Origin of the sequence: Mariniflexile maritimum (assembly GCF_009746565.1) — a bacterium.
In the GTDB taxonomy this organism is placed as follows: Bacteria; Bacteroidota; Bacteroidia; order Flavobacteriales; family Flavobacteriaceae; genus Mariniflexile; species Mariniflexile maritimum.
Genome location: NZ_WRPN01000004.1, coordinates 173,312 through 186,816 on the forward strand (window position 1 = coordinate 173,312; position 13,505 = coordinate 186,816).

Sequence of the window (13,505 nt, forward strand, 5' to 3'; positions counted from 1 at the left end):
GCTAATTATTTAATTGGATAATTGAATATGTTTTCAACTTTTAAGCCTTAAATTTGTAAAGCTACAATACTTAAATAAATCATCAAAATGACAAAAAACACCGTATCAATTTTTATTTCCTTCTTGATTTTAATGAGCTGTAATGGCCTCAATAAAAAAAGTATCTCTATTGAAAACACCAGCAAATTCGATTATGTTGATAAAGTAATTTCCATACCATGGGAAGGGTTACAAGCACATTATCCATGGGTTGATGCCGAAAACTTTAAAATCATCAATACTAAAACAAAATTAGAAATTCCTTATCAAATGGAATACCGCGGAACCAATTCGCCCGTTAATTTATTGCTTCAAATTTCATTAAAAAGTGGTGAAAAGATGAAGTTGACTTGCCTTCAAGAGAAACCCAGCGTTTTTGTAACCAAAACCTATGGGCGTTATGTGCCCGAGCGATTGGACGATTTTGCTTGGGAAAACGACAAAATAGCTTTTAGAATGTATGGAAAAGCCTTAGACCAAAGACCTGCCGAAAACGCCTATGGAATGGATGTTTGGGTAAAACGCACCGATAGAATGGTTATAAATGAACGTTATAAAAGAGGCAAATACCATGAAGATTTGGGCGATGGAATGGATTATTATAAAGTTGGGCTAACCCTTGGTGCGGGAGATTGCGCTCCGTTTGTGAACGATAGCGTTTGGTACTCGAAACACTATAATACTTGGAAAGTATTGGATAACGGCCCATTAAGAACCACCTTTACGCTAGACTTCGATGCTTGGGATGTTGCCGGAACACCATTTACGGCCACTAAAACCATTACTCTGGATGCGGGTTCGCAATTAAACAAGATTGAAGTGACCTACAAGGCCGAATCTGAAGGAACAATTTCTGTGGCAGTGGGCATCATTAAACGTCCTGAAGAAGGGGTTGAATGGATGCAGAAAGAAAAAGGCATTTTAGGCTATTGGGAACCACAGCATGGTGAAGACGGTATTACCGGGGTGGGTGTTATCATACCTTCAAAAGTTGATGAAATGAAGTTGTTTAACGAACAATATCTGGTAATATCAGAAGCTACTTTAAATAAGCCGTTCGTTTATTACGCTGGTGCCGCTTGGAATAAGGCCGGTGTTATTACTACCCACAAACAGTGGTTCGATTATCTGGAAGTTCAAGCGCAGCAACTATCAAATAACGGCTTGGTCATTAAATTTCAGTAAAAAAACAGATTTTAATAGCGGCCTAAAATAATATCAAGGTTTAGCAACCAACAAAAAAATAGCTCGGGAGTTTTTCCGAGCTATTTTTTTATCTAAACTAGAATCCGTCTTATTTCCAGAACATAGCATATAAAACCGTTAGTATTAATATAACGGCAAATGCCCCAATATTAAATAACGGACTGGTTTTGAAAAGTTCTTTGTTAACATCGATGCCTTTTTTGTCATCGGCACCATTATGTTGTATATAGCTTACCAAAGCAATAACCAACATGGTTAAAAGAAGCGTATAGCCCATTTGATCCATAAAAGGAACATCAATAAACAAGGGGCTTGAAGACCATCCTTTTGGTGCTACTTTAAAATACATAGCGATAGGAATAGAAGCTAAAGCGCCAATAATGGCTCCTTTGTTTGTGGTTTTTTTCCAGAATAAACCTAATAAAAATACGGCTAAAATTCCGGGGCTTACCACTCCGGTATATTCCTGTATAAATTGAAATGCTTGATCGAGATTTCCTAATAAGGGTGCCATGATGCAGGCAATAACTAAGGCTACGAAAGCAGAAATACGGCCCATATTAACTGTACTTTTATCGGAGGCATCTTTATTGATATACTGCTTGTAAATGTCCATGGTAAATATGGTAGAGGTTGAATTAAGCATGGAGGCCAATGATGATACAATTGCGGCAGCCAAGGCAGCAAACGCTACCCCTTTTAAGCCGGTTGGCAAAAATTGCAGCAACCAAGGATAGGCTCTGTCGGCTTGCTCTATGGAAGGTAGGTTTCTTAGTCCGGCGCTTCCCAGTCTAGCCATAATTTCTGGATCGTTAATCATAACATAAGCTGCAATTCCAGGTATAACAACAATTAATGGAATGATTAATTTTAAGAATGCCGCCAATAAAATACCTTTTTGGGCTTCCTTTAACGATTTTGCGGCCAAGGTACGTTGAATGATATACTGGTTAAAGCCCCAATAATATAAATTGGCCACCCACATACCGCCAACGAGTACCGAAATACCCGGTAAGTTTTTAAACTCAGGGTTCGATTTGTCTAAAATCATTGCGAATCGCTCAGGAACAGCATCGTAAACGGTACGCAAACCGGCTATCATGCCCTGTCCATCCGATACGGTATTCAATGCTAAATAAGTAGTGGCTAAACCACCTAAAACCAAGAAAACAACTTGAATAACATCGGTCCATGCCACTGCCGATAAACCGCCATATAAGGAATAAGCAGCAGCAAAAAGTGCTAATCCAATAACGCCATACATAAGTGGAATGCCAATAATGGTTTCTAGTGCCAAAGAGCCTAGATAGAGAACGGTTGTTAAGTTTACAAATACATACAAGGCAATCCAAAAAACGGCCAATATGGTCTTTAAGTTTGTTGAATAGCGTTTTTCCACAAATTCGGGAATGGTATAAAGCCCTTTTTCAATAAAAATGGGCAAAAAGTATTTACCCACAATGATCAAGGTGATGGCGGCCATCCACTCGTACGAGGCTATGGCCAAACCCGATGCAAAACCAGAACCGGACATGCCAATAAATTGTTCCGCAGAAATATTAGCCGCAATCAACGAAGCGCCAATGGCCCACCAAGGCAAAGATTTGCTGGCCAAAAAGTAATCTTCAGCATTTTTTTCATGGCCTTTTTTGTCCCTGGAAACCCAAAGTCCTACACCCAGAATTAAAATGGCGTAGGCCACAAAAATAAAATAATCCCAAAATTCAAAATGAGTTGTCATAAATAATAAAGTGGTTTAAGTTAGTTGTACTCATGTATAAAATCTGTGTTTTTAAACATGTTTTAAAGCGTTTTGGTATGGTACTTTAAATTTTTAATTACAATATTATTAAAATATCTTTTAGTATCACGCAATTTTCAAAAGTATATCCAAAAATATAAGCCTATTTAAAATGATTATTTTTACCATTTTGTTATTAAGAAAGCCTAAGCAGTGGTACAAATGTTATAAAAAGCAGGAACTTACGCGAAGGTATTAGGCATCCAAGGCATTTTTGGTAACAAACCAGCGCCACCCTATAATGGCCATTTGTAGTTTGCTTGCCTTAGCCAAATCCAACTGTTTTTTAGAATAACTGGGCAGCACAGCCTTATTCACTCTTGCCAAAAGTTTAAAGAATTGTTTTTTCATTAGTAACATGCGAGTTAAATGCAAAAATAGCAAAACTTGTTTTATAAAGCACTTATATTAAAACGCGCTATTAGTTAAAGTTCTGGTTTTTGGCACTTAAAACGCTTTAAGAACGGTATCTTTGTAAAAAGTTATTTTGATGATGAAAAAAGTAATTTTAGTAGTGTTTTTTTTAGTTTCCCAACTTGCAATAGGTCAATTGGTTATTAATGAATTGGATTGCGATTCCCTTGGAGCAGAAGACAGAGAGTTTCTTGAATTGCTATCAGTTACCCCCAATTTCCCGTTGGATGGCTATGTGGTAGTGTTTTTTAATGGTTCAGACATAGGACAACACAAAAGTTATGCTGCCCTAGATTTGGATGGTTATGAAACCGATATAAATGGGCTGTTGTTAATAGGGAGTACCACCGTTACACCATTTCCTCAATATATTATCCCCACAAATTTCATTCAAAACGGGGTTGATGCAGTAGCCATTTATAAAGCTGATGATTTGGATTTTGAAGAACCCGTAAAAGCGTATGCAGATGCAACACTTATTGATGTTTTAATATATGAAACCAACGATTCCGATGGAAACGAATTTGTTCCCATTTTTTCAGCCTTCAACCCAAACATCCAGATAATCAATGAAGGGGCAAACAACAATGCCAATTCCATTCAAAGAAACAATGATGGTTCTTACACCGTAAAAGCGCCAACACCCAGACAATTGAACGACGGTAGCGGTATTGTTTTAAACGGTATTTTAATAACGGTGGCCCAAACAAGTTATAATGAAGGCGACACGTTTGATATTGTTTTTACTTCAGAACAAACCGTAACTTCCGATCTTAATTTTTCAATCGTATTTAATAACGGTACTTTTAATTCTTCAGATTTTACAGGTAATACATCCATAACCATCCCTAACGGTTCAAATACAGCTTCCACAAGCATTACCTTGGTTGATGATGCTTTTGATGAAGGCGATGAAGAAATGCTTCTAAAAGTGTCTGGTTTGGTGTCGCCAAATTATTCCTTAAACAACAATTTGCGCATTCGGGTGGTTGACAACGATTTTCAAGTAGCACCGTTTGGAACGCCTATCAATCCAACATACAACACGGTAGCCAGCACGCAACCAATGGGCTATTACAATAGTTTGGATGGAAAATCTGGTAGTGTTTTGCGTCAAGCTATGCAAGATATTATTGCTGAAGAAGGCGTGGTGCGGGCGCAAACCTATACCGATATTATTGATATTTTAAAGGAAGCCGACCAAAACCCAGCAAACAGTAACCAAGTTTGGTTGGTTTATAAAGAAATTGGCCGCGCGAAACTCGATTACCAAACCACATCCAATAGCCTAGGTAAATGGAATAGGGAGCATACCTTTCCGCGTTCGCGAGGTGGATTTAATAGCATCAATTTAGATGATATTGCCGACGGAAAAGACCTTTTTTGGAACACCACAGCCGATTCTTTACGCCACGGAAACTCCGATGCGCATGCCTTACGGGCTGCCGATGGACCTGAAAATAGCAGTAGGGGCAATCAGTTTTACGGACAGTACAATGGGACATCAGGAACTTTGGGAACGTTTAAAGGCGATGTTGCCAGAAGTGTGTTTTATATGGCGGTACGCTATAACGGCTTGGAAATAGTGAACGGTTACCCCGAAGGCATCACAGGACAATTTGGCGATTTAGCAACGCTTTTGGATTGGCATAGAAACGACCCACCAGACGATTTTGAGATGAACAGAAACAACGTAGTTTATACCTGGCAATTCAACCGGAACCCGTTTATAGACCACCCCGATTTGGTTGAATATCTATGGGGAAATAGCGTTGGGCAAGTCTGGAGTATGGCGTTAAGCGTGGATGGTGAAAAAGCACCTTCCATTAAAATATTTCCAAACCCTACAACGGGCACTGTTTTTATTAACGGCATAAAAAATGAAAGTACCGTAGAAGTATTTTCTTTGGATGGTAGAAAATTGAAAACCTTTAAAATTTACGCCCATTCTGAAATAGATTTGGATGTGTCAAGCGGTATGTATTTGCTTCGTGTAAATTGTGAAGGCAACACCAAAATACATAAAATAGTGGTTAATTAGTGACATACACAACAAGACCTCACAGGTTTGAAAAACCTGTGAGGTCTCATATTCTAAAGGAAAATTACTTCTTTTTAGTCGTTATTTCAACAACGCCATTTTTTGCTTTGTTGCCGTATTTTTCAATGGCGGTATTACCTTTATAAACATTTACAGATTCAATATCGTTTGGATTTAATTTGTCAACTTCTACTTTTCTTGCTTCTTTGCCGTTAATTTTATAGAGTGCTTCATCACTAAGTTTTACGGTGTATTTTGAAGGATCATTTTTAGATGTAATTATGATGACACCGTCTTTTCCTTTATTTCCATATAATTTTGTGGCATTTTCGTTTTTTATAACTTCTACTTTTTCAATGGCATTTGGGTCTATAGAACTCATGGCCTCTTTGGTAATTTCTTTTTCATTAAAAAGGAGTAATGGTTTTTTGTCCTGGTTTTCTTCATATCCATTAACTTCAACTTTGGAAAGTGATTTTTGGTCATTAGCAGCAGCGTTTTTCCCTTTAGTTGTAATTTCTATAACGCCCTGTTTCCCTTTGTCGCCATATTTTTCGGTGGCAGCTTTTCCTTTTAAAACATTAACAGTTTCAATTCGTTCTGGTTGTATGTTTTCAGCGTCTTCTTTTGATGTTTCCTTTCCATCTACCATATACAAAGGTGGTTTGTCTTGGTTTTGTTTTTCAGAATGAACCATGGTTTTTTCAATATACATTTTCTTCGTATTAAAACTCATTAAAAATAAGCCTAAAACAGGAATTACTAATACATACTTCAATTGATTGATTTTTTTTGATTTTGATTTGTGTAACATAACGATTCGTTTTTTGATTGATGAATTATAAAAAGGATTGCTTAAAGCCATGTGATGGGATGGCATGCTTGTTTTAAGTAAGGTGTATTGATAGCTTTTTTTGCAGGTGGTTTTGGTAGCAGCAATGTTGTCGGCAATAAATTCCAGGTTTTGCTTTAAATTTTTGTTGTAAAGCCACATAAAAGGGTTGAACCAAAGCACCACACAACCAAGGTGGGCTAATAAGATGTCGAAAGAATGAAGTTGGTACGCATGCACTTTTTCATGGGTAATAATTTGCTCCAGTTCACTGCTGCTAAATTGTTTAGGGTTGTAAACAATCCATTTGAAAAATGAAAATGGCGACAGCTTATTGGCCGTTTTAATGTATGTAAAACCGCCAATTTTCTCAGCTTTATTTTTAAAAATCACCAGGGCTAAAGAGGTGAATTGCATTAAAAACCGAACAGAAAAAAACAAAACACCCACGCCATAAGCTAAAGGCAAATAATTTAAAATGCTAAATGGTTTTTCAATGTTTTTGGTTGTTGGGGCGGTTTCAAAAACGTAATTGGAAAAATCCAAAGGATTGGCTTCAATATAAATAGGAATTACTAAAAATGGCAGCAAAAATGCAGTAATTAAGCCCATTAGCAAAAACCATCTGTTTTGCCCAAAAAAGGTTTCCCGTTGCAAGAATAGCTTATAGCTTACATAAAAAATAGCTACAACTGCACTTGCTTTTAGTAGATATTCCATCATTGTTTATCTTTTTCAATTAAGGCAATAATTTCTTTTAAATCGTCAACACTTATCTTCTCTTCCTTAGCAAAAAAAGACACCACGTTTTTATACGAATTATTAAAATAGTTGTTAATGGCCTGCGTCATAAACCTTTTTTTATAGGCTTCCTTGCTCACAATAGGGTAGTATTGGTGGGTTTTTCCATAGGCATTATGGCTCACATAGCCTTTGTCTTCAAGGTTTCTAATAATGGTAGAAAGCGTGTTGTAGTGCGGTTTTTCATCTTTAATTTCAGCTAGAACATCCTTTACAAAAGCCTTTTTCAGCTTCCATAATATGTGCATAATTTCCTCTTCTTTGTTAGTTAACTTTTCCATATACTAATTTTTTGGGCGTTACCTTTATCCTGAAACAAGTTCAGGAACTGGTCGGGTTTTTCGCTGCAAGTCCTCGCTCTCCCGATAGCTATCGGGATCGCTGTGGGCTTTCCGCTGCAATCCCTAACGCCATACAAACCTATAACTAATTTTATAGTTATACAACTAAATATATAGTTATTTAACTAAAAATTAAGTTTTAAGAACAAAAAAAGACGCATTTTTAGCGTCTTTAAATTGATAATATAAATGTTACTGGCTATTTTGTTGTTACTATAATGGCGCCATCCTTAGCCTTTTCACCATAAATACTCATGGCCGTTTTGGGTTTTAAATCGTCAATTTCAGATATTTTGTTTTCTTTTGATAAGCGGTCGAGCGTTTTAAAATCCGATTCCTTGCCGTCGATAATAATCAATTTGTTGGTATTGGGGTCATCATAAAACGAATAGGGTTCTTGGGTAAACGACTGTTGCATAAGTTGTTGCATTTGTTCCCTAACCTTGTCCATGTTCAGTGAATTTCCTCCAAAAAAAATAGAATCGCCATCACCATTAAAGAAATCGTTCAGATTAAAGCCCCCAAAAGCGTTCAGGTTTGGCCCTGTTAAGGAATCACTATCAAAGCTGAACGAAGGCATATTGTTTTGACTAAAAAGGGACATGCCTTGGGGGGCATTTTTTCCCTGCGATATAAAAAGCATTCCATCTTTTCGGCCAAAAGTGATTTCCGAAATTGGTAAGTTGCTCGATACTTTGCTGGTTGCCAATCCGTTATTGCCATCCTTTAGTTCAATTTTTAATCCGGTTAGCTCGCCAAGGTCGTTGCGTTCTATGGCTGTAAAGGTTGCTTCTATGCCATGTTCCTTTAGCATACTTTTAATGTCCTTAAAACCATCTTCAGTTGTTTTTTTGTCAATGGTTACTGTAATATTGTCACTCTTTAACAGTTGCGAGACTTTATTTTGTTTCGCAAAACTATTAAAAGTTACTAGGCTTAAGGCTATTATTATCAGCAAGCCTATTCCAAATTTTAAAGCGCTTTTTGGTTTCATGCTCAAATGTTTTATTTATTGTGTGTTATATTTTAAAAAATCGACATATAAAATTATTACATAAACAGCGTTGATGGGAAAGTTTAACGAAACTTTAAAATGAAAACTCTAACTTGTGTTAAAAAATGTGAATATTTTTTTGAGTTGGGCTTAGGCTGTAAGTATGTTTAAAATTAATTCTAGTTTTATTGACAGGTAGCATTGTTCTGCAAATTTCTTTTCTTGGTTCCCAAATCATGGTTCTTAGTTTTAACTTCGTTGCGGGTAACCAGTGCGATTTGTTATCCAACAGCTTTATCTAAAATAAAAACCCTTAAATTCTAATCGCTAACTTTTAACTTTCATTTATCTTCGCAAAAAAAACTATGAGCATAATTTGGGTTATATTAGGGCTAACCTTATTGGTTGTTGGCGGCGAATTTTTGGTTAGGTCGTCGGTGGCACTCTCTTTCAAGTTTAACATTTCCAAAATGGTTATTGGTATGACGGTAGTTTCATTCGCTACCTCGGTGCCCGAGTTGCTGGTTAGTTTGCAGGCTGCAATATCAGGTTCGCCCGCTATTGCAATAAATAATGTTGTGGGGTCCAATATCGCTAATATTGGTTTGGTTCTGGGTATTACGGCCATGGTAAATAATATAGCGGTTGATAAATCTTTTTATAAGTTAAATTGGCCTGCTATGATGGTTTACTCTATTGTTTTATATTATTTTATGAAGAACGATAATTTTCTTTCTGCTTTTGAAGGAACCATATTGTTTATTGGCCTGTATTTGTTTCTTATAGTATTGATTAAAAGTACGAAGCAAGAAATTGATTTAGAAGCCATTGATGAAACGTTGACCACCGTATCAAATTTTAAAATTTTGCTTTGGTTGGCCATTGGTGCTGCGGCGTTGTTTTTTGGTAGCGAATGGTTGGTTTCGGGCGCAAAAGACATTGCCTTGTCAATAGGGGTTAGTGAGGCTGTAATTGGGGTTTCGTTAATAGCCGTGGGCACCAGCGTTCCAGAATTGGCGGCATCGGTAATTGCTGCTGCAAAACAGGAAAAAGCCATTTCGTTGGGCAACCTAATTGGGTCCAATATTTTCAATATTGCTTCGGTTTTGGGCTTAACGGCCATTATAAAGCCCATACCGGTTACAGAACCGTTAATACTAACTCGTGATATTTTTTGGATGTTGGGGTTTGCCTTTATATTGATACCTTTAGTGTTTATTGGCAAGAAATTTGAAATTAACCGTTTTAAAGGTTTCTGCTTGGTGCTTGCCTACGGCATTTTTGTGATGTTGTTATTTACACATAAATAGTTGTTTTTTTAGGAAGTAGAACCAAGAAGCGAGAAAGAATATCAAATAGCCAAGGCTTTAAACTTAAAAGATTCGCGTTGAAAATTTTAAATAGATAAACTGCAAAAGCTGATGCTGCCCTTAAACATTTTACTGTGTACTACAAAAGCAAAAAGGGCTCGCCGTAAAGCGAACCCTTTTCTGTAAATGATATCAATAGATGATTAAATCTTTGCAGATTTAACGGTTTTGATAATTCTAGCCGCAATTTTGTACGGATCACCGTTTGAAGCAGGTCGTCTGTCTTCCAACCAACCTTTCCAGCCTCTGTTAACGGTAATTAAAGGGATACGAATAGAAGCACCTCTATCGGAAACGCCATAGCTAAAATCGTGAATCGAAGCTGTTTCGTGCTTTCCTGTTAAGCGTTGGTCGTTAAACTCGCCATACACTTCAATGTGCTCTTCAACAACCGGACGGAATGCTTCGCATATTTTTTCGTAGGTTTCTTTGGAGCCACAAGTTCTTAAAACAGAATTAGAGAAGTTGGCATGCATACCAGAACCGTTCCAATCCATATCCTTGCCTAATGGTTTTGGGTGGTATTCAATAAAATAACCATATTTTTCGGTTAATCTATCCAATAAATATCTGGCAATCCATAATTCGTCGCCTGCTAATTTGGCACCTTTGGCAAATAATTGAAATTCCCATTGGCCACAGGCAACTTCTTGGTTAATACCTTCAAAGTTCAATCCGGCTTTAATGCACAAGTCGGCATGTTCTTCAACCAAATCCCTTCCGTGGGTATTTAAACCGCCCACCGAGCAGTAGTACATACCTTGTGGTTTTGGGTAACCGCCCACAGGAAACCCTAAAGGTAACTGGGTTGCAGTATCCATTATAAAATATTCTTGTTCAAAGCCAAACCAGAAATCATCATTATCGTCATCAATGGTAGCCCTACCATTAGATACATGAGGCGTTCCGTCGGCATTGTAAACTTCATTCATTACCAACCAGCCATTAACGCGCTCTGGATCTGGATAAATGGCCACGGGCACCAATAAACAATCTGAAGAACCTCCTTCAGCTTGCTTTGTTGAAGAGCCGTCAAAAGACCAATTCCCTATTTCCTCAAGAGTGCCTTTAAAGTTTTCATGTTCTTCAACCTTTGTTTTGCTCCTCATGTTTTGGGTTGGGTAATAACCGTCTAACCAAATGTATTCTAATTTAATTTTTGCCATAATATTATTTATTAAGAAATGAAAAATTGCTAATATGTCAACAAATATATATTTTTTGTTGTTTCCTGTATAATTCAAGGGGTATTAAAATAAAAACGCAACATATTTTTATTTATCCCCTATTATTTGGGGGCATTAATTAAAAAATGATTATTATTTTTTAAAAAAACCGAAATATTGTTAATGATGAATTGCTCGTATAGTTTCATTTATAATCGATATATCCTTACTTTTGTGCTTTAATTTTTAAAATCAATAGGGATATGTCCACATTACGATTTCATGCTATTAAAAAATCCTTAGCAAATAAGCCTGTTTTGGTAAAGGAAAATGAACGTCGTTCAGAATTATTTGGTAAAAATGTTTTTAATGAAAACACCATGCGCCAATATTTAACTAAAGATGCATTTGTTGGCGTAATGAATGCCATTCAATATGGGAAGAAAATTGATAGGAATATTGCCGATCAAGTATCTTCTTCCATGAAGGATTGGGCCCTGTCCAAAGGGGTAACGCACTACACGCATTGGTTTCAGCCCTTAACGGGAATTACCGCCGAAAAACACGATGCTTTTTTTGAAACCATTGGTAATGGTATGGCCATTGAAAAGTTTGGAGGTTCACAGTTGGTGCAGCAGGAGCCCGATGCCTCTAGCTTTCCAAGTGGCGGCATCCGAAATACATTTGAGGCCAGGGGCTACACTGCTTGGGACCCCACATCGCCTGCATTTATTTATGGAACTACTTTGTGCATTCCTACCATATTCATTGCTTATACCGGTGAGGCACTGGATTTTAAAACGCCCCTGCTTCGTGCATTGAACGCTGTTGACTATGCCGCTACCGATGTTTGTAAATATTTTGATAAAAACGTTAAGAAGGTTTCTTCATCTTTAGGTTGGGAACAAGAATATTTTTTAGTCGATAAACTTTTGGCGGCAAGCAGGCCCGATATTGCGTTAACGGGCAGAACCTTATTAGGGCACTCCTCGGCAAAAGGCCAGCAGCTTGACGACCATTATTTTGGCGCCATACCAACAAGGGCATTAAATTTTATGCGCGAACTGGAAACCGAATGTATGCTTTTGGGCATCCCTGTTAAAACCCGCCATAACGAAGTGGCACCAAACCAATTTGAATTGGCGCCCATTTTTGAAGAAGCAAATTTGGCTGTAGATCATAATTCCTTATTAATGGATATTATGGGTAGGGTAGCCTCACGCCATAATTTTAAAGTGTTGTTCCATGAAAAGCCTTTTGCGGGCATTAATGGCTCGGGCAAGCACAACAACTGGTCGCTTTCAACCGATACGGGCGTTAATTTACTGGCACCCGGCAAAACCCCAATGAGCAATTTGCAGTTCCTTACTTTTTTTATCAATACCATAAAAGCGGTACACGAACACGAGGAATTGTTGCGGGCATCCATCGCATCGGCAAGCAACGACCACCGTTTGGGTGCCAACGAAGCGCCCCCTGCCATCATTTCGGTTTTTATTGGCGAACAATTAACCAAGGTTTTGGAAGAGCTTGAGGGCGTTACCAAAGGAAAATTATCACCTGAAGAAAAAACCGAACTAAAACTAAACGTTGTTGGTAAGATACCAGATGTTTTGTTGGATAATACCGATAGAAACCGCACATCACCATTTGCCTTTACGGGCAATAAATTTGAATTTAGGGCGGTAGGCTCAATGGCCAATTGTGGCAACCCAATGACGGTTTTAAATACCATTGTTGCAAAACAACTAATAGATTTTAAAAAGGAAGTTGACCAATTAATAGAGAAAAAGGACTTAAAAAAAGATGAGGCTGTTTTTAACGTCCTGCGCGAGTATATAAAATCTACCAAAGCCATTTTGTTTGAAGGCAATGGTTACGGAAAAGCTTGGGAAGATGAAGCAAAAAAGCGCGGATTGAGCAATAATAAAACCACTCCAGAGGCATTGAAGGCAAAAATTTCAAAGAAATCCTTAGCGTTGTTTGAGGAAATGAATGTGATGAGTAAAATTGAATCGCAAGCACGTTATGAAATTGAAATGGAAGCCTACATCATGCACATCCAAATTGAAGGTCGGGTGTTGGGCGATATTGCACGCAACCATATTGTGCCAACAGCGGTTAAATACCAAAACGTTTTGATAGAGAACGTAAAAGGTTTAAAGGAAATTTTTGAGGAAAAGTTCAGAACTGTTTCAAAGGAACAGATTAACTTGATTGAAGAAATTTCCAGCCATATTGAAAATATCAATGCCAATGTAACTAAAATGACCAACGAGCGCAAAAAAGCAAACGCCATAGAAGACCTTGAGGCCAAAGCACTTGCTTATTGCCATAAAGTAAGGCCCTTGTTTGATGATATTCGCAGGCATTGCGATAAATTGGAACTGCTTGTTGATGATGAGATTTGGCCACTAACCAAGTACAGGGAATTATTGTTTACAAGATAAATTCTTGGTACGCGTAGTTTCAGTCGCAGTTTTAAAAATCGTAAATCGTA

The 13,505-nt window shown here is 37.5% G+C and carries 10 protein-coding genes; 4 read left to right on the top strand and 6 right to left on the bottom strand.

Annotation, left to right across the window (positions count from 1 at the left end; all coding sequences use genetic code 11):
- The first annotated feature begins 87 nt into the window (after window positions 1-87).
- Window positions 88-1,224, top strand: coding sequence for a DUF4861 family protein (locus GQO80_RS07860; RefSeq protein WP_157207798.1), 1,137 nt, complete (start codon window positions 88-90; stop codon window positions 1,222-1,224).
- Window positions 1,225-1,333: 109 nt separating this feature from the next.
- On the opposite strand, the gene GQO80_RS07865 is transcribed toward GQO80_RS07860, so the two are convergent.
- Together GQO80_RS07865 and GQO80_RS07870 are read right to left on the bottom strand one after the other, a co-directional pair.
- Window positions 1,334-2,986 (bottom strand): sodium/sugar symporter, encoded by a 1,653-nt coding sequence (locus tag GQO80_RS07865; RefSeq protein ID WP_157207799.1) that lies wholly within the window; start codon window positions 2,984-2,986, stop codon window positions 1,334-1,336.
- A gap of 255 nt (window positions 2,987-3,241) precedes the next feature.
- Window positions 3,242-3,397 carry an SsrA-binding protein gene (locus GQO80_RS07870; RefSeq protein WP_157207800.1) on the bottom strand — a complete coding sequence of 52 codons (156 nt, stop codon included), beginning with the start codon at window positions 3,395-3,397 and terminating at the stop codon, window positions 3,242-3,244.
- A gap of 139 nt (window positions 3,398-3,536) precedes the next feature.
- On the opposite strand from GQO80_RS07870, the gene GQO80_RS07875 reads away from it, so the two are divergent.
- Window positions 3,537-5,501: an endonuclease gene (locus GQO80_RS07875; RefSeq protein WP_317163228.1), complete on the top strand. Its 1,965-nt coding sequence runs from the start codon at window positions 3,537-3,539 to the stop codon at window positions 5,499-5,501.
- Between the two features lie 64 nt (window positions 5,502-5,565).
- Here GQO80_RS07875 and GQO80_RS07880 read toward each other — a convergent pair whose 3' ends face one another.
- The 3 genes from GQO80_RS07880 to GQO80_RS07890 all read right to left on the bottom strand — a co-directional run bounded on the left by GQO80_RS07880 (window position 5,566) and on the right by GQO80_RS07890 (window position 8,469).
- Window positions 5,566-7,056, bottom strand: coding sequence for a M56 family metallopeptidase (locus GQO80_RS07880; protein WP_157207801.1), 1,491 nt, complete (start codon window positions 7,054-7,056; stop codon window positions 5,566-5,568).
- Entirely contained in the window at window positions 7,053-7,415 is a 363-nt protein-coding gene (locus GQO80_RS07885) for a BlaI/MecI/CopY family transcriptional regulator (protein WP_157207802.1), read from the bottom strand. The genes GQO80_RS07880 and GQO80_RS07885 overlap by 4 nt, the downstream gene beginning before the upstream one ends.
- 259 nt (window positions 7,416-7,674) lie before the next feature.
- Window positions 7,675-8,469: a hypothetical protein gene (locus GQO80_RS07890; protein ID WP_157207803.1), complete on the bottom strand. Its 795-nt coding sequence runs from the start codon at window positions 8,467-8,469 to the stop codon at window positions 7,675-7,677.
- 365 nt (window positions 8,470-8,834) lie between these two features.
- Between GQO80_RS07890 and GQO80_RS07895 the strand changes: the two genes are divergently transcribed.
- The gene (locus GQO80_RS07895; RefSeq protein WP_157207804.1) at window positions 8,835-9,779 is read left to right on the top strand and encodes a calcium/sodium antiporter; all 945 of its coding nucleotides are present in this window, start codon (window positions 8,835-8,837) and stop codon (window positions 9,777-9,779) included.
- A gap of 203 nt (window positions 9,780-9,982) precedes the next feature.
- Here GQO80_RS07895 and GQO80_RS07900 read toward each other — a convergent pair whose 3' ends face one another.
- Window positions 9,983-11,005 (bottom strand): glutamine synthetase beta-grasp domain-containing protein, encoded by a 1,023-nt coding sequence (locus GQO80_RS07900; protein WP_157207805.1) that lies wholly within the window; start codon window positions 11,003-11,005, stop codon window positions 9,983-9,985.
- Between the two features lie 263 nt (window positions 11,006-11,268).
- On the opposite strand from GQO80_RS07900, the gene GQO80_RS07905 reads away from it, so the two are divergent.
- Complete coding sequence (locus GQO80_RS07905) at window positions 11,269-13,455, top strand: glutamine synthetase III family protein (protein ID WP_157207806.1); 2,187 nt, start codon at window positions 11,269-11,271, stop codon at window positions 13,453-13,455.
- Window positions 13,456-13,505 lie beyond the last annotated feature (50 nt).

What these genes read in the sequence shown, in the direction of transcription:
- GQO80_RS07880 (WP_157207801.1), bottom strand. Translation starts at nt 7,056, where the DNA reads ATGATGGAATATCTACTAAAAGCAAGTGCAGTTGTAGCTATTTTTTAT.
- GQO80_RS07870 (WP_157207800.1), bottom strand. Translation starts at nt 3,397, where the DNA reads ATGAAAAAACAATTCTTTAAACTTTTGGCAAGAGTGAATAAGGCTGTG.
- GQO80_RS07890 (WP_157207803.1), bottom strand. Translation starts at nt 8,469, where the DNA reads ATGAAACCAAAAAGCGCTTTAAAATTTGGAATAGGCTTGCTGATAATA.
- GQO80_RS07905 (WP_157207806.1), top strand. Translation starts at nt 11,269, where the DNA reads ATGTCCACATTACGATTTCATGCTATTAAAAAATCCTTAGCAAATAAG.
- GQO80_RS07885 (WP_157207802.1), bottom strand. Translation starts at nt 7,415, where the DNA reads ATGGAAAAGTTAACTAACAAAGAAGAGGAAATTATGCACATATTATGG.
- GQO80_RS07865 (WP_157207799.1), bottom strand. Translation starts at nt 2,986, where the DNA reads ATGACAACTCATTTTGAATTTTGGGATTATTTTATTTTTGTGGCCTAC.
- GQO80_RS07895 (WP_157207804.1), top strand. Translation starts at nt 8,835, where the DNA reads ATGAGCATAATTTGGGTTATATTAGGGCTAACCTTATTGGTTGTTGGC.
- GQO80_RS07900 (WP_157207805.1), bottom strand. Translation starts at nt 11,005, where the DNA reads ATGGCAAAAATTAAATTAGAATACATTTGGTTAGACGGTTATTACCCA.
- GQO80_RS07875 (WP_317163228.1), top strand. Translation starts at nt 3,537, where the DNA reads ATGATGAAAAAAGTAATTTTAGTAGTGTTTTTTTTAGTTTCCCAACTT.
- GQO80_RS07860 (WP_157207798.1), top strand. Translation starts at nt 88, where the DNA reads ATGACAAAAAACACCGTATCAATTTTTATTTCCTTCTTGATTTTAATG.